Raw genomic sequence first — 16,620 nt, 5'->3', positions numbered from 1 at the left:
AACCTGACAGGTTTCCAAAACCTGTCAGGTTTTTAATTTAATGATTAAACGCTTCTACGTCTTTTGGGTCGTGTTTATGTTTGAATAAAATTGCAAAAGCAACAGTAATAATTAACGCATAAATTGCAAAAGTTAACCAGATGTTATGCCAATCTTTTCCTGCTGGAGTTGTGAAATAAGTGTCTATTAAAAAACCACTTCCTAAACTCCCTAAAATGGCACCAAATCCATTAGTCATCATCATAAATAAGCCTTGCGCAGATGAACGTATTTTAGAATCGGTTGAGGTTTCTACGAATAATGAACCTGAAATATTAAAGAAATCAAATGCTAATCCGTAAACAATATTCGACATAATAATCATCCATAAACTTCCTGTTGGATCTCCAAAAGCGAAGAATCCGAAACGGAAAACCCAAGCAATTAAACTGAAAAGCATCACTTTTTTGATTCCATATCGTCTCAAGAAAAAAGGAATAGCTAAAATAAATATAGTTTCAGAAATTTGAGAAATTGATAAGACAATATTTGCTGATTTTACAACAAATGTATTCGCATATTCTGGAACGTTTTTGAAATCGTGAATATAAGTTTCGCCATACATGTTTGTTAATTGCAAAGCTGCACCTAAGAACATACTAAATACAAAAAACATCGCCATTTTAGATTGTTTGAATAATTTAAAAGCGTCTAAACCAAAAATTTGCGAGAAGGTTTTGTTAATGCTTTCATCTTTTGTTGGTTCGATTTTTGGCAAGGTGAAAGAGAAAATTCCTAATACAAATGCGAAAAATGAAGCAATATAAAATTGATTACATTCTACTGGCATATTTGTGACTGAAGCAATTGCTTTTCCAATTCCAATTCCAAAAGAGAATGGTGGACTTACATTACTAAAAATATTAGTACACCACATGGCCACAATGAAACCAATAGTTCCCCAAACACGAATAGGTGGGTAATCTTTTACTACATTAAAATTGAATTTTTTTAGAATTGCGTAGGAAAGAGAATTTGACAATGATAAGGTTGGCATGTAAAATATCATTCCAATAAGTAATACCCAAAAGAAAGTCGAAGGACTATCAATAGCTGGTAAGAAAAGTAAAATTATCCCATAAAGTATATGATGAATTCCATATAATTTTTCAAGATTTAGATATTTATCCGCGATGATTCCAGAAATCGGAGGCATTATAATAGAACCAATTCCTAAAGTTGAAAAAACTATTCCAAACTCAGCTCCAGACCATTGTTTAAAACCAAATCCATAACTTGCAAGTGTAGTTAGCCATGCGCCCCATACAAATAATTGTAAGAAACTTACAATCGTTAATTTTAATTTTATATTCATTTTGAAATAGTTTTAAGATTCTTTTTTTGAGATTTCATCTCTTATTTTTGCTGCTTTTTCGTAGTCCTCGTTTTGTACAGCTTCGTCTAATTTTTGGTATAATTCTTTTAGCGAATAACCTGAATAACTATCCGCAGGAACCACTACATCTTCTTGTCCAAAAGTTTCAGGAGTTGAAAGGATGTCGTCGTTTTCTTGGTTTTCGGTATTTTCGGTAGGATTGATGCTTAGGTAAATTCCAGCTTTGTCTAAAATATTTTTGTAAGTAAAAATAGGAGCATTAAAACGCAAAGCTAATGCAATCGCATCTGAAGTACGAGCATCAATAATTTCCTCGATTTTGTCTCTTTCGCAAATAATACTCGAATAGAAAACACCATCTACTAATTTATGAATAATCACTTGCTTTACTACGATGTCAAATCGGTCGGCAAAGTTTTTAAATAAATCGTGTGTAAGTGGGCGAGGCGGTTTAATTTCTTTTTCTAAAGCAATAGCAATCGATTGGGCTTCAAAAGCACCAATAACAATTGGAAGTTTTCTCTCACCATCCACTTCATTTAAGATTAAGGCATAAGCTCCGTTTTGCGTTTGGCTATAGGAAATACCTTTTATAGTTAATTTTACTAAACTCATTTGAAATTGTTAATTATCATTTTTTTGATACTCTGATTCGGATTTTAAATACAATCACAAAGTCAGAAAATGGCTAACAGAAAAACGGTTAGCCATTACTTCGTCAATTCGTTACCACTCGGGTCGCCCCAAAAATAAAAAAAAGAGCTATCTAAACAAAGATAACTCTAATTTTAATTTAATATATTTTTTAAACAACTATTTTATTACGAGTTGCTTGCTTTAAATGCTTTTAATTTTTCAATTAATTGAGGCACTACAGTGAAAGCATCACCTACAACTCCGTAATCAGCAACTTTAAAGAAAGGTGCTTCTGGATCTGTGTTGATTACTACTTTTACTTTTGATGAGTTAATACCTGCAATATGTTGAATTGCTCCAGAAATCCCAACAGCAATGTATAAATTAGAAGCTACTGGTTTTCCAGTTTGTCCTACGTGCTCGCTGTGAGGTCTCCATCCAATATCAGAAACTGGTTTAGAACATGCAGTTGCAGCACCTAAAACAGAAGCTAATTCTTCAATCATTCCCCAGTTTTCTGGACCTTTCATTCCACGACCTGCAGAAACTACGATTTCAGCATCAGCGATAGTTACTTTTCCAGTTACTTTTTCTACGTTTTCAACTTTGATTCCGAAATCCGCATCGTTTAATGAAGGAGCAAAACTTTCTTCAGTCATAGCAGCAGCATTTTCTACTAATCCGAAAGAGTTTTTAGCAATTCCTAAAACTTTTACTGGGGTTGAAATCTCAGTAATATTGAAAGCTTTGTTTGAGAAAGCAGTTCTTTTTACTTGGAAAGGCGAAGTGCTTTCTGGTAAAGCCACTACATTTGATGCATAACCAGCTTCTAGAGCTACCGCTACAAGTGGTGCTAAATATAAACTATCTGTTGATGAAGAAACTAAAACGATTTGAGTTCCTTCTTTTTTAGCTGCTTGAGCAATTACATCTGCGTAAGCTTTAGCACTGAAGTTGTTTAATTTATCGTTAGAAACGTTTAATACTTTGTCTACTCCGTAAGCTGCTAAAGCACTGTTATCAGAGTTGTTGATAGTTACTGCTGTAACTGTTGTTCCCATTGAAGCAGCAACTTTTTTTGCGTAAGAAGCTAATTCAAGTGCTACTTTTTTGATTTTTCCTTCTGCTGATTCAGCATATATTAATATCGACATGATTTTTTAAGTTTAAGAGTTTAAAATGTTTAAAAGTTTAAGTGTTAACTGAACACTAAAAACTGAACACTGATTACTAAATAACCTTAGCTTCGTTGTGTAACAAACTGATTAACTCATCTAAATTATCAGCACTTACTAATTTAACTGCTGATTTTGCAGCTGGTTTTTCAAATTTAACGGCTTTAGTTGCAGAAGCATCTCCTGTTGGCTCTACTAAAGTTAAAGCTTTAGTTCTTGCCATCATGATGCCTCTCATGTTTGGAATACGTAAATCTTTTTCTTCTACTAAACCTTTTTGACCACCAATAATTAATGGTAAACTTGCAGAAACGATTTCTTTTCCACCATCAATTTCTCTAGTTACTTTTGCTTCGTTTCCGTTTACATCAATACCAACACAAGCGTTTACGAAATTGTATCCTAACATAGCAGCCATCATTCCAGGAACCATTCCGCCATTGTAGTCTAATGATTCTTTTCCAGCGATTACTAAATCGTAACCTCCATTTTTAACTACATCAGCTAATTGTTTTGCAACAAACATTCCGTCAGTTGGGTTGGCGTTAATACGAATTGCTTCGTCTGCTCCAATAGCTAATGCTTTTCTTAGGGTTGCTTCAGCGTCAGCTCCACCAACGTTTACAACGGTAACATTTGCTCCTTGTTGCTCTTTAAACCAAATGGCTCTTGTTAAACCAAATTCATCATTAGGATTAATTACAAATTGAACACCATTCGTGTCAAATTCGCTGTCACCATTGACAAAATTAATCTTTGAAGTAGTATCAGGTACGTGACTGATGCAAACTAATATTTTCATTTTTATGTATTTTGTTAGTGAATATTTTCAGTCCCAAAAATACAAAATAATTTCTAAATAAAAACTATGCATGCATAATAAATATGTTTTTCTTAGATAAATTAGCTTTTTTTTACGAATTGTTTAAAATCATGTTTTTATGATCGTCTTAAAATGCATTTTTTTAATACTATAAGGTTGTAGTAGAAAGTAAATTCATTTTTTTTAATAACGAATTGGAATAATTTTATTTTTCTTACTTTTGCCAATCATAATTCAAAGAAATTAATTTCATGAGAACGATACAATTTAGAGAAGCTATTTGTGAAGCTATGAGCGAAGAAATGCGTCGCGACGAATCAATATATTTAATGGGTGAAGAAGTAGCAGAATATAATGGAGCTTACAAAGCTTCAAAAGGAATGCTAGATGAATTTGGACCAAAACGTGTAATTGATACACCAATTGCAGAGTTAGGATTTGCAGGAATCGCTGTAGGTTCGGCTATGAACGGGAATCGCCCTATTGTAGAATTCATGACGTTCAACTTCTCATTAGTAGGAATTGACCAAATTATCAATAACGCAGCAAAAATGCGCCAAATGTCTGCTGGACAATTTCCAATGCCAATGGTATTTAGAGGTCCGACAGCTTCTGCAGGTCAATTAGGTGCTACGCACTCGCAAGCTTTTGAAAACTGGTTTGCTAACACTCCAGGTTTAAAAGTTGTAGTTCCATCAACTGTTTATGATGCCAAAGGTTTATTGAAATCAGCTATTCGTGATAACGATCCAGTTATTTTCATGGAATCAGAGCAAATGTATGGAGATAAAGGGGAAGTGCCAGAAGGAGAATACACTATTCCATTAGGAGTTGCTGATATCAAAAGAGAAGGAACTGATGTAACGATTGTTTCTTTTGGAAAAATTATTAAAGAAGCGCATTTAGCAGCTGACGAATTAGCTAAAGAAGGCATTTCTTGTGAAATCATCGATTTAAGAACGGTTCGTCCTATGGATTATGATGCGATTATTAATTCGGTTAAGAAAACAAATAGATTGGTAGTTTTAGAAGAAGCTTGGCCATTTGCTTCCGTTGCTTCTGAAATCACTTATATGGTGCAAGAAAGAGCATTTGATTACTTAGATGCTCCGGTTCAGAGAATTACAACAGCAGATGCTCCTGCGCCTTATTCGCCAACTTTATTAAAAGAATGGTTGCCAAATTCGCAAGATGTAATTAAGGCAGTAAAAAAAGTTATGTATAAATAACAATTAACTTATTATATTTGAAACTTCATCAGTAACTTTCTGATGAAGTTTTTTTTTCCTATGAAGACAAAAATTGTATTATTCTTTTTATTTCTGAGCTCAATAGTTATTGGGCAAACCAAGGTTGGTGGAAAAGTAACAGACGAGTTTGGCGATCCTGTAGCTTTTGCAAATGTTATTTTTAAAAACTCAAAAGAAGGAGTAATTACAGATGAAAATGGGAATTTTTATTTCGAATCTAAAGAAAATTATTCCACTTTAGTGGTTTCGTATGTAGGATTTGAAAAAAAGGAAATTTCTTTAAAACCAGGTTTAAATACGGGATTAAAAATACAATTAAAGTCGGGAACGGAACTTAAAGAAGTGGTCATTTATACAGGAAAAACTTCTAAAAAGAACAATCCAGCGATTGATATATTGCGAAAAATTTGGGAACGTCGACGTAAAAACGGTCTTAAAATGTTTAAGCAATACCAATATGATAAATACGAAAAAGTGGAGTTTGACTTAAATACCATCGATTCCGCTTTCATGAATAGTAAAGTGTTTAAAGGAATGGAGTTCGTTTTCGATCAAATTGACACTTCAAGTATTTCAGGAAAAACCTATTTGCCAATTTTCATCAATGAAACCTTAAGTGAGGTTTACGGTGATAATAAAGAAAAAAAATATAAAGAGATTACAAAAGCCAACAAAAATTCTGGATTTGGTTCAGGTGATGGTGTAAATACATTCATCAAAGATTTATATGCCGATTTTGATATCTATGATAATTACTTAAAATTCTTCGATAAAGATTTCGTGAGTCCATTATCAAGAACGGGAATAAATGTGTATAACTACGTTTTAAATGATAGTATGTTCATTGATAATAAATGGTGTTATAATATTGTATACTATCCAAGACGTAAAAATGAATTGACGTTTAAAGGTGATTTTTGGGTAAACGACACCACTTTCGCTATCAAAAAAATCAATTTAGAAGCTAGTAAAAGCGCTAATATCAACTGGGTAAAAGAAATTTATATTGAACAAGAGTATGAAGTAATGAACGATTCTGTTTTCTTGTTGAAACGAGATTATATGATGTCTGATTTTAGTTTTTCGAAGAAAGAAGAATCAAAAGGAGTTTACGGAAAAAGAACTACATTGGCTAGAAATCATAAATTCGATATTAAAAAAGAAGATAAATTTTATAAAGAAGAAGTTAATTTCTACGACAACTCTGTATTTAACAAGCCCGATGAGTATTGGGAAGAAAATAGATTTGAAGCTTTAAATAAAAACGAAGCCGGCATCTATAAAATGCTTGATACGCTAAAAGAAGTGCCACGTTTTAAAAGAATTTATAATTTGGCATCAATTCTTGGAAGTGGCTATATTGAAATTCCAAAATTAAAAATGGATTACGGTCCAATATTCTCAACTTTTGGATATAACGATGTTGAAGGACAACGCTTACGAGCTGGCGGAAGAACGTATTTTGGTTCAAACGACACTTGGAGAATTCAAGGCTACACCGCATACGGATTTAAAGATAATAAATTCAAATACGGTATTTCTGGAAAGTGGATGGTAGACAAGAAAAATCGAATTATTCTTTCAGCTGGAAATCGTAGAGATGTTGAACAAATAGGGGTAAGTTTAACTACTTCTAATGATGTTTTGGGAAGAAGTTTTGCATCTTCGTCTTTCTTTTCAAGCGGAACTAACAATAAATTAACATCGGTTAACTTGACTACATTGGGTTTTGAAATTGAACCTGTAAAGAATTTAACTTTTCAAACCAATTTATCGTATCGAACTTTAAAATCAGCCTCTAATCAATTTAGTTTGGATTATTATACCGATGCAACTCAAACAACTACTAAGAGCGAAATCAAACAATCAGAAATTAATTTGGTTGCAGAATACACTCCAGGTAGAAGAACCGTTGGTTATGGTGTAGAGCGTTTAGAAGTAGATAATAATTATGCTAGAATTTTCTTAAGCTATAGTCAAGGGTTAAAAGGGGTTTTAAATAGCGATTTTGATTATCAAAAATTACAATTTTACTATCGTCAACCAGTTCTAGTTGGTGGTTTTGGAAGATTGTTTACTACTTTAGAATTGGGTAAAACATTTGGTCAAGTTCCTTTAGGTTTAATGGGAGTTATTCCAGGAAATCAATCGTATTTTATTATCGATAATACGTATAACTTACTTGATTACTATGATTTTGTGGCAGATCAATATGCTTCGCTTCATTTTGAACATCATTTTAATGGAAGATTATTTTCAAGAGTTCCGTTGTTAAGAAAATTAAATTGGAGAGAGATTGTAGGTATTAAAGGAGTTTACGGAACGGTTTCCGATGAAAATAGATTTATAAACGCTTCAGGTTTAGTGTATCGTGCTCCAGAAGATATTTATTGGGAGTACCATGCGGGAATTGGCAATATTTTCAAAGTATTACGAATCGATTTTGCTTGGCGCGGAAGTTACTTAGACATTCCAGATGCTAATAAATTTACCGTAAAAGCTTCTTTCGGATTCTATTTCTAAAAATGGAAAATGCCATAGCATATTTACTTAAGCAAGATGCTATTTTTGAAAAAATAAGCCAACAATTCGGTTTTCCAATTCAACCAAAAAGACCTCAAGGTTTTCAAACCTTACTTTTATTGATTTTAGAACAACAAGTTTCCGTTGATTCCGCGAAAGCTACTTTTAATAAATTAAAAACAGCTATTCCTAATTTTATACCTGAAAAAGTTGTTGTTTTTTCAGATGAAGATTTTCGTGTTTGTGGCGTAAGTCGTCAAAAAACAAAATACATAAAAGCGCTTGCTGAAGCCGTTTTGTCAAAAGAATTGGATTTGGAAAGTTTGGCTTTCAAAGATGCTGATGTGGTTCGTAAAGAACTCATTAAAATCAAAGGTATCGGTAATTGGACAATTGATATTTACCTGATGTTTTGCCTGAATTCGCTTGATATTATTCCACTTGGTGATATTGCTGTTGTAAATACCATGAAAGAGCTTTTAGATATTCATACGAAAGAAGAAATGGAAAGTTATGCTCAAAAATGGAAACCTTATCGTTCGGTAGCAACCTATTTTTTGTGGCATTATTATCTTGAAAAAAGAGGTAGAAAAATCACATATTAAATCTTTGTAAAATCTATACTTTTTTTGCAAAACTCTTTTGTTTCTAATGTTTTATAGTGGTAACTTTGCACCCGCTTTAAAATATAAGAAAAATGACAGCAGATAAAATTACTACATTTGATGTATTGATTGAGATTCCTAGAGGAAGTAGAAACAAATACGAGTACGATTTTGAATTAAAAAGAATGCGTTTTGACAGAATGTTATTTTCGTCAATGATGTATCCAGCAGATTACGGATTTATTCCAGAAACGTTAGCATTAGATGGAGACCCATTAGATGTTTTAGTTTTAGTAAACGAGCCGACATTCCCAGGTTGTGTGATGGAAGTAAAACCAATCGGTGTTTTCCACATGGCAGATGATAAAGGTCCAGATGAAAAAGTAATTTGTGTGCCCGTTTCTGACCCAATTTGGAACAAATTAAACGATTTGAGTGATGTAAATCCTCACTTAATTAAAGAAATCGAACACTTCTTCCAAGTGTACAAAGACTTAGAAAACAAAAAAGTTGATGTTGAAGGATGGGGAGATGTAAATGAAGCAAAAGAGATTCTTGTGAAATGTACAAACCGTTTCAACGAACTTGAAAATAAACCTGAAGGATTGTTTAGTATTAAATAATCAATTAAATTTTAAATAGAAAGGCAGTATTTTGATAAAAATATTGCCTTTTTTGTTTTATTTTCTTAATATTACCATAAAATAAACTAACAAAATCTAAATTATATTTTATGGAATCAATGATGATCTATGTTCCTATAGTCATGGCACTATTAGGATTGGCATTTATGGCAGCCAAACGCGCTTGGGTTCTTAAACAAGATGCCGGAGATGGTAAAATGAAAGAAATTTCAGATTACATCTACGAAGGAGCCTTAGCATTTTTAAAAGCAGAATATCGATTATTGGCGATATTTGTTCTTATTGCAAGTGTTGTTTTGGCTGGAATTACTTTTATACCTGGAGTTAAAACGCATTTATTAATAGTTGTAGCTTTCATTTTTGGAGCTATTTTTTCTGCTTTAGCTGGAAATATGGGGATGAAAATCGCCACAAAAACAAACGTTAGAACAACGCAAGCCGCTCGTACAAGTTTACCACAAGCATTAAAAGTGTCTTTTGGTGGTGGAACGGTAATGGGATTAGGGGTAGCTGGTTTAGCTGTTTTAGGATTAACAGGTTTCTTTATATTGTTTTTCCATATGTTCATGGATGGCGTTTGGACAGATACAGACGGAATGACAGTTGTTTTAGAAACATTAGCTGGATTTTCATTAGGTGCTGAATCAATCGCATTATTCGCACGTGTAGGAGGTGGAATTTACACCAAAGCTGCCGATGTAGGTGCAGACTTAGTAGGAAAAGTAGAAGCTGGTATTCCAGAAGATGATCCACGTAATCCTGCTACAATTGCTGATAACGTAGGTGATAACGTTGGAGACGTAGCGGGTATGGGTGCCGATTTATTCGGTTCATATGTAGCAACTGTTTTAGCGGCAATGGTTTTAGGAAATTATGTAATTAAAGATATGGGTGGTAAAATCGATGACGCTTTTGGCGGAATTGGACCAATTTTATTACCAATGGCAATCGCAGGTTTCGGAATTTTATTCTCTATCATTGGAACCATGTTAGTGAAAATTTCAAGTGACGATGCTAAAGAAGCTCAAGTGCAAAAAGCACTAAATATAGGAAACTGGGTTTCAATCGTTTTAACTGCGGTTTCTTGTTTCTTCTTAGTAAAATTCATGCTTCCTGAAGTAATGACAATGGAATTCTTCGGTGAAGGAGCACAAGAAATTTCAGCAATGCGTGTTTTCTACGCTACTTTAATCGGTTTATTTGTTGGTGGAGCTATTTCATCAGTTACAGAATATTATACAGGATTAGGTACAAAGCCAGTATTGGCAATTGTACAAAAATCTTCTACTGGAGCAGGAACTAACGTAATCGCTGGTTTAGCAACGGGTATGATTTCAACTTTCCCAACGGTATTATTATTTGGAGCAGCTATTTGGTCAACTTATGCTTTAGCAGGATTTTACGGTGTTGCTTTAGCCGCTTCTGCAATGATGGCTACAACTGCAATGCAATTAGCAATCGACGCGTTTGGGCCAATCTCTGATAACGCAGGTGGAATCGCTGAAATGAGTGAATTACCAAAAGAAGTTCGTACTCGTACAGATATTTTAGACTCAGTGGGTAACACGACGGCTGCAACAGGTAAAGGTTTCGCAATCGCTTCTGCTGCATTAACTTCATTAGCTTTATTTGCTGCTTATGTTACTTTCACGGGAATTGATGGAATTAATATTTTCAAAGCTCCTGTATTAGCAATGTTATTCGTTGGAGGTATGATTCCTGTGGTTTTCTCTGCATTAGCAATGAACTCTGTTGGTAAAGCTGCAATGGATATGGTATACGAAGTACGTCGTCAGTTCAAAGAAATTCCAGGAATTATGGAAGGAACGGGTAAACCAGAATATGGAAAATGTGTTGAAATTTCTACAAAAGCCGCTTTACGCGAAATGATGTTGCCAGGAATTTTAACGATTGGTTTCCCTATTGCAATCGTATTATTAGGAAAATTAGTTTACGCAGATAACAACCAATTAATCGCTGAAATGTTAGGTGGTTATATGGCTGGAGTTACCGTTTCAGGTGTGCTTTGGGCAGTGTTCCAAAACAATGCTGGTGGAGCTTGGGATAACGCTAAAAAATCTTTCGAAGCTGGAGTTGAAATCAACGGAGAAATGACATACAAAGGTTCTGATGCGCACAAAGCAGCGGTAACTGGAGATACAGTTGGAGATCCATTTAAAGATACTTCTGGACCATCAATGAATATCTTAATCAAATTAACATGTTTAATTGGTTTAGTAATCGCTCCAATCTTAGGAGGTCACGGTGCTACAACTGAAAAAGGTGCTTGTTGTGCTAAAACAGAAATGATGTGTTGCGATAAAGGAAAATGCGATATGTCTAAATGTGCAGATATGACAAAAGACGAGTGCGCAAAAATGTGTGAAGCAAATGGATGTTCTAAAGAATGTAAAGAAAAATGTATGGCTATGTATGATGAAAATGGAAAATTCATTGGAGATGAAGGACATGTTCATAGTGCAAGTTGTAACCATGACAAACATCAAGAAATTGTTGATATTAAAGTTAAGAAAGAAAAAGAAGCTAACGGAAAAGTAAAAGCAACGGTTACCATTACAAAAAAAGTAGATGGTAAAGAAACTACTGAAGAAAAAGTTTTCGAAGGAGACGATTTAGAAGTAGAAGCAAAAATTGCTGAACTAGGAAAATAATCTTTTTCAACACAAATAATGAAAACCGTACAGCAATGTGCGGTTTTTTTATTTAATTTTAGCCAAACAAACACAACTCAAATGAAAAAATTATTTTATTTTCTTCTTCTCATATTTGGTTGGACTTTTGGACAAGAATCCATTTCAATTATTCCAAAACCTGAATTTTTAAAAATTAAAAATAATTATTTCAAACTATCAAAAAATACAGAAATTGAATCGAATGTAATTGATAGTTTTGATATTGAATATTTACAAAATTCTATTCTAAATCAAACCGGACTAAAAATACAGTCCAAAAATAAGTCACAAGCAGTATCTAAGATTATTTTAAATTTAAGATACATTGATACAATCTCTACAAGAATTAAAAGTCAATATGAAATTAAAATAGATGAAAATCAAATCAAAATAAACGCAAATAGTTCAGAAGGAATTTTTTATGCTATCCAAAGTCTTTTACAAATAATACCTTTAGAAAAAAATCAAATTATTAAAATTCCTTGCCTACAACTTCAAGATTATGCAAAATACAATTGGCGCGGCATGCATCTCGACATTTGTCGTCATTTTTTTCCAAAGGAATTCATCAAAAAATACATTGATTATTTAGCGATGTACAAAATGAATACCTTTCATTGGCATTTAACCGATGATCAAGGTTGGCGCATCGAAATTAAAAAATATCCCAAATTAACGGAAGTCGGAGCTTGGCGAAATGGCTCTATGATTGGACATTACACCGACCAAACGTTTGATAACATTCGCTATGGCGGATTTTACACGCAAGAAGAAATCAAAGAAATCGTAGCTTACGCAAAAGAACGCCACATCACCATTATTCCTGAAATTGAAATGCCTGGTCATGCTTTAGCAGCTTTAGCATCGTACCCTGAATTTTCTTGTACCGATGGACCATTTGAAGTGGGAAAAACTTGGGGCGTTTTAGAAGATGTTTTTTGTCCAAAAGACGAAACCTTTACTTTTTTAGAAAATATTTTGACAGAAGTTATGGCATTATTTCCTTCTGAATATATTCACATCGGTGGCGATGAATCTCCAAAAGTGCGTTGGAAAAGTTGTCCGCATTGTCAAAAGAGAATCAAAGATGAAAAATTAAAAGACGAACACGAATTACAAAGCTATTTCATCCAAAGAATCGAAAAATTTGTCAACAGTAAAGGGCGAAAAATCATCGGTTGGGACGAAATTTTAGAAGGTGGATTAGCGCCAAACGCAGCAGTAATGAGTTGGCGTGGCACCGAAGGCGGAATTGCAGCTGCTAAACAAAAACATTTCGTAGTCATGTCACCAGGTTCACATTGTTATTTCGACCATTACCAAGGCGAACCTAAAAATGAACCGATTGCTTTTGGCGGTTATACCAATGTGGAAAAAGTGTATTCTTTCAATCCAATTCCAAAAGAACTTTCAGCAGAAGAATCGAAGTATATTTTAGGCGCTCAAGCCAATCTTTGGACGGAATATATCAATACGCCTGAACATGCCGAATATATGATTTTCCCAAGAATAGCAGCGCTTTCCGAAGTGGTTTGGGGAACATCTAATCCGAAAGAATACAAAGAATTCGAAAAAAGATTGATTTCACATTTCGAAATCTATGAGAAAAAAGGAATCAACTACAGCAAAGCCATTTTTGAAGTAACTTCCAAAGTACAACCTGCCAAAAACGGAGTAGCATTCGAATTAAAATCAGCAAATCCAAACGGAATCAAATACACAACCGATGGTTCAGAACCAAATGCGAATTCGATTTCTTATGAAAAACCAATACTAGTTGCTAAAAACCAATCCATAAAAGCTGCTTATTTCGAAAACGGAAAAGCAAAAAGTGCCACTATCGAACAACCATTTTTCATCACTAAATCAACGGGTAAAAAGATTGAATTAGTGCACCAACCACATGAAAATTATGGAATCGGTGGAAGTTTTACTTTGGTAGATGGAATGAAAGGAAACACTTCTAAATTCGGAAGAGATTGGTTAGGTTTCTGGGGAAAAGATATGAATGCCACTATCGATTTAGGAAAAACAGAAATGATTTCAAAAATAAGTATCAACACCCTTTCATCTGAAGGAAGTTGGATTTACTATCCAAAAAGCATCGGAATTTTAGTTTCAAAAGATGGAGAAAATTATATTCCAATTACAATTGTACCTTCTAATGAAATTAAAGAAAAGAAAGGGAAAATTGTGGTAGAATTCGACAAGCAAAATGTTCAATTTATAAAAGTCATTGCAGAAAACAACGGAATCATTTCAGATGGAAATCCAGGTGCAGGTTCCAACAGTTGGTTATTTGTAGACGAAATAAGTGTAGAATAATGACAAACAGAAGAAATTTTTTAAAGACAACCGCATTAGCAACTGCTGGCGTAGCGTTTCAGGCTTTCAATGGGAAATCTGAGGAAACTGAAATCGATATCAATTCAGGAAAAGTAAATAAACCTATCGTACTTTCTACTTGGAATTTCGGTTTACAAGCAAACGAAGCCGCTTGGGAAGTGTTAAAAAACAAAGGTCGCGCTTTAGATGCGGTTGAAGCCGGAGTAAAAATTCCAGAAGGTGATCCAAATGAAAGAAGTGTAGGTTACGGCGGTCGCCCAGATAGAGATGGTCGCGTAACATTAGACGCTTGTATCATGGACGAATTTTCGAATATTGGTTCGGTAGCTTGTTTGGAGCATATTAAACATCCGATTTCTGTTGCAAGAATGGTGATGGAAAAAACGCCTCATGTTATGTTGGTTGGTGATGGCGCTTTGCAGTTTGCCATCTCGCAAGGATTTCTAAAAGAAAATTTATTGTTAGAAGCTTCCGAAAAAGAATGGAAGGAATGGCTAAAAACCAGTGAATATTTACCAAAAGCCAACATCGAAAATCACGATACCATCGGAATGATTGCTTTAGATGCACAAGGAAATTTATCAGGAGCTTGTACTACTAGCGGAATGGCTTTCAAAATGCACGGAAGAGTTGGCGATTCACCAATTATTGGAGCTGGCTTATATGTGGATAACGAAATTGGTGCGGCAACCGCAACAGGTCATGGAGAAGAAGTAATCCGAATTACAGGCTGTCATTTGGTAGTGGAATTAATGCGTCAGGGAAAATCACCACAAAAAGCGTGCGAAGAAGCCGTGATGCGAATTGTAAAATTGACACAAAATCGAGGAAAAAATTTAAAAGATATCCAAGTTGGGTTCATTGCCTTGAATAAAAAAGGAGAATATGGTTCGTATTGTGTGCAAGGCGGCTTCAATTATGCCGTTCACGACGCAACAGGAAATAAATTAATCGATGCGAATTACTTTTTGAAATAGTTTATGAAGTTATTCTTTTTAATATTTGGCTTGATTTTTTTTAGTTGTGAAACTAAAACCAAAGAGAGTATTACTGAAACTAATAAGTTAGAAGAGACTTCAGAAGAAAAACAGAGTTTCTTTGTGGGTGATGTTAACAAGGATAAAGTTCAAGATACCGCATTCGTGAATTTTAATCAACAAAACGAATATGGTGATATGATAATTCGTTTCACAAATAATATTCCTGAAATAGATTTTGGACAAAGTTATGGCGTATCTATTAAAAAAATAGAAGATTTGAATTTTGATGGAGCGAATGAAATTATCATTTTTTCAAGAACTCATGAAGGTTGGTGGAATTCTATTTCTGTTTGGTCTTTTCAAAATGATAAATGGCAAGAAATTCAAAAGACAAAGGGTTTTGTTTCAAATGATAAGGATTTTGAAAATAGAATTGTAAAAGATAAAAATCAATATTATTTAATTGGTGATGATCAATGGAATGAAGATGAAAATGGTAATTTTAAGAAAATCAGAGTAAAAATTCAACAATGAAGAAACTAGAAATCGCTTGTTTTAATCTGGATTCTGCTCTAATAGCTCAAAAAGCAGCAGCCGATAGAGTAGAATTATGCGCAGATATGTCGGTTGGCGGTACAACTCCAATTATCGAAACGATTCAACAAGCTCGCAAAAATCTAAGTATTGATTTATATGTGATGATTCGCCCAAGAGGAGGAAATTTCGTTTTCTCAGAAGCAGAATTTGAACAAATGAAATCGGAAATCGAAATCATTAAAAAATTAGGAGTCAACGGCTTTGTTTTTGGAGTTTTGAAGGATGATAAAACAATTAATATCGAACAAAACAAAGCTTTGGTTGATTTAGCAAAACCATTTCCATGTACGTTTCACAGAGCTTTTGATGCCGTTTCGAATTACGAAAAAGCATTGGAAGATGTCATCTCGTGCGGATTTTCAACTATTCTGACTTCTGGAACTTTTCCAAATGTGATGGAAGGAAAAGAAGTTTTAAGACAATTAGTAATTCAAGCCAATAATCGAATCAAAATCATGCCTGGTGGTGGATTGCGTTCGACTAATATTTCGGAATTAAATGAGATGGTAAATGCGAATTGGTATCACTCATCCGCCATTACGGATGGAAGTGAAACTGCAAATCCAGAAGAAATCATCCAACTAAAGAAAAAGCTACAATCTTAAATGAACTTCTTTAATTTTTAAGCTTTCACTCTAAAAACTTATATGACTCCTATGTTTGCAAAGTTAATTTATAAGTTGTTATGATTTTTAAATTTGCATTAATAAAGTGAAAAGAGATGAGAGTAAGTTAAATGACAAATAGCTCTATGAAGCACATTGAATATAAGAAATTACCTCATTTCTTTTTATCTTTTAGAGTCTGAACAGAATGTAAGGAATTAAGAGAATCTTAATATCCAGAATATCCAATCAGGAGAAAAGACGGAGGAAGATTCATCACTTTATGATTAAATTTTAAACAAAAGTAATGATGAGAAAAGTAGTAAAGCAAGTAGCGGGAATTGACGTTGCACAAAAAGAATTAGTAG

The 16,620-nt window shown here is 33.8% G+C and carries 13 protein-coding genes; 9 read left to right on the top strand and 4 right to left on the bottom strand.

What is annotated here, in order from left to right; all coding sequences use genetic code 11:
- Positions 1-37 precede the first annotated feature (37 nt).
- The 4 genes from BP92_RS0106215 to BP92_RS0106200 form a co-directional block, all read right to left on the bottom strand.
- Positions 38-1,354 carry a nucleoside permease gene (locus tag BP92_RS0106215; RefSeq protein ID WP_026725266.1) on the bottom strand — a complete coding sequence of 439 codons (1,317 nt, stop codon included), beginning with the start codon at positions 1,352-1,354 and terminating at the stop codon, positions 38-40.
- A 12-nt stretch (positions 1,355-1,366) separates the two neighbouring features.
- Positions 1,367-1,990, bottom strand: coding sequence for a bifunctional nuclease family protein (locus BP92_RS0106210; RefSeq protein WP_026725265.1), 624 nt, complete (start codon positions 1,988-1,990; stop codon positions 1,367-1,369).
- A gap of 206 nt (positions 1,991-2,196) precedes the next feature.
- Complete coding sequence (locus BP92_RS0106205) at positions 2,197-3,165, bottom strand: electron transfer flavoprotein subunit alpha/FixB family protein (RefSeq protein WP_026725264.1); 969 nt, start codon at positions 3,163-3,165, stop codon at positions 2,197-2,199.
- 76 nt (positions 3,166-3,241) lie between these two features.
- Positions 3,242-3,988, bottom strand: a complete 747-nt coding sequence (locus BP92_RS0106200; protein WP_026725263.1) for an electron transfer flavoprotein subunit beta/FixA family protein — start codon at positions 3,986-3,988, stop codon at positions 3,242-3,244.
- 272 nt (positions 3,989-4,260) lie between these two features.
- Here BP92_RS0106200 and BP92_RS0106195 point away from each other — a divergent pair, with 272 nt between their 5' ends.
- From BP92_RS0106195 to BP92_RS0106155, 9 genes are all read left to right on the top strand, one after another.
- Positions 4,261-5,238, top strand: coding sequence for a pyruvate dehydrogenase complex E1 component subunit beta (locus BP92_RS0106195; RefSeq protein ID WP_026725262.1), 978 nt, complete (start codon positions 4,261-4,263; stop codon positions 5,236-5,238).
- Positions 5,239-5,298: 60 nt separating this feature from the next.
- Complete coding sequence (locus tag BP92_RS0106190; RefSeq protein ID WP_026725261.1) at positions 5,299-7,782, top strand: DUF5686 and carboxypeptidase-like regulatory domain-containing protein; 2,484 nt, start codon at positions 5,299-5,301, stop codon at positions 7,780-7,782.
- Between the two features lie 2 nt (positions 7,783-7,784).
- The gene (locus tag BP92_RS0106185; protein WP_026725260.1) at positions 7,785-8,387 is read left to right on the top strand and encodes a DNA-3-methyladenine glycosylase family protein; all 603 of its coding nucleotides are present in this window, start codon (positions 7,785-7,787) and stop codon (positions 8,385-8,387) included.
- Between the two features lie 92 nt (positions 8,388-8,479).
- Positions 8,480-9,010 carry an inorganic diphosphatase gene (locus BP92_RS0106180; RefSeq protein ID WP_026725259.1) on the top strand — a complete coding sequence of 177 codons (531 nt, stop codon included), beginning with the start codon at positions 8,480-8,482 and terminating at the stop codon, positions 9,008-9,010.
- A 110-nt stretch (positions 9,011-9,120) separates the two neighbouring features.
- On the top strand, positions 9,121-11,703 hold the full coding sequence (locus BP92_RS0106175; RefSeq protein ID WP_026725258.1) for a sodium-translocating pyrophosphatase: 2,583 nt from the start codon (positions 9,121-9,123) through the stop codon (positions 11,701-11,703).
- 81 nt (positions 11,704-11,784) lie between these two features.
- On the top strand, positions 11,785-14,049 hold the full coding sequence (locus tag BP92_RS0106170) for a glycoside hydrolase family 20 protein (RefSeq protein WP_026725257.1): 2,265 nt from the start codon (positions 11,785-11,787) through the stop codon (positions 14,047-14,049).
- Positions 14,049-15,047: an isoaspartyl peptidase/L-asparaginase gene (locus BP92_RS0106165; RefSeq protein WP_026725256.1), complete on the top strand. Its 999-nt coding sequence runs from the start codon at positions 14,049-14,051 to the stop codon at positions 15,045-15,047. Before BP92_RS0106170 ends, BP92_RS0106165 begins: the two co-directional genes overlap by 1 nt.
- A gap of 3 nt (positions 15,048-15,050) precedes the next feature.
- Entirely contained in the window at positions 15,051-15,584 is a 534-nt protein-coding gene (locus BP92_RS0106160; protein WP_026725255.1) for a hypothetical protein, read from the top strand.
- Positions 15,581-16,252 (top strand): copper homeostasis protein CutC, encoded by a 672-nt coding sequence (locus BP92_RS0106155; protein WP_026725254.1) that lies wholly within the window; start codon positions 15,581-15,583, stop codon positions 16,250-16,252. The genes BP92_RS0106160 and BP92_RS0106155 overlap by 4 nt, the downstream gene beginning before the upstream one ends.
- Positions 16,253-16,620 lie beyond the last annotated feature (368 nt).

The sequence above is a fragment of the Flavobacterium sasangense DSM 21067 genome, assembly GCF_000686885.1.
GTDB lineage: Bacteria > Bacteroidota > Bacteroidia > Flavobacteriales > Flavobacteriaceae > Flavobacterium > Flavobacterium sasangense.
This window is presented reverse-complemented; position numbering and strand designations above follow the sequence as displayed.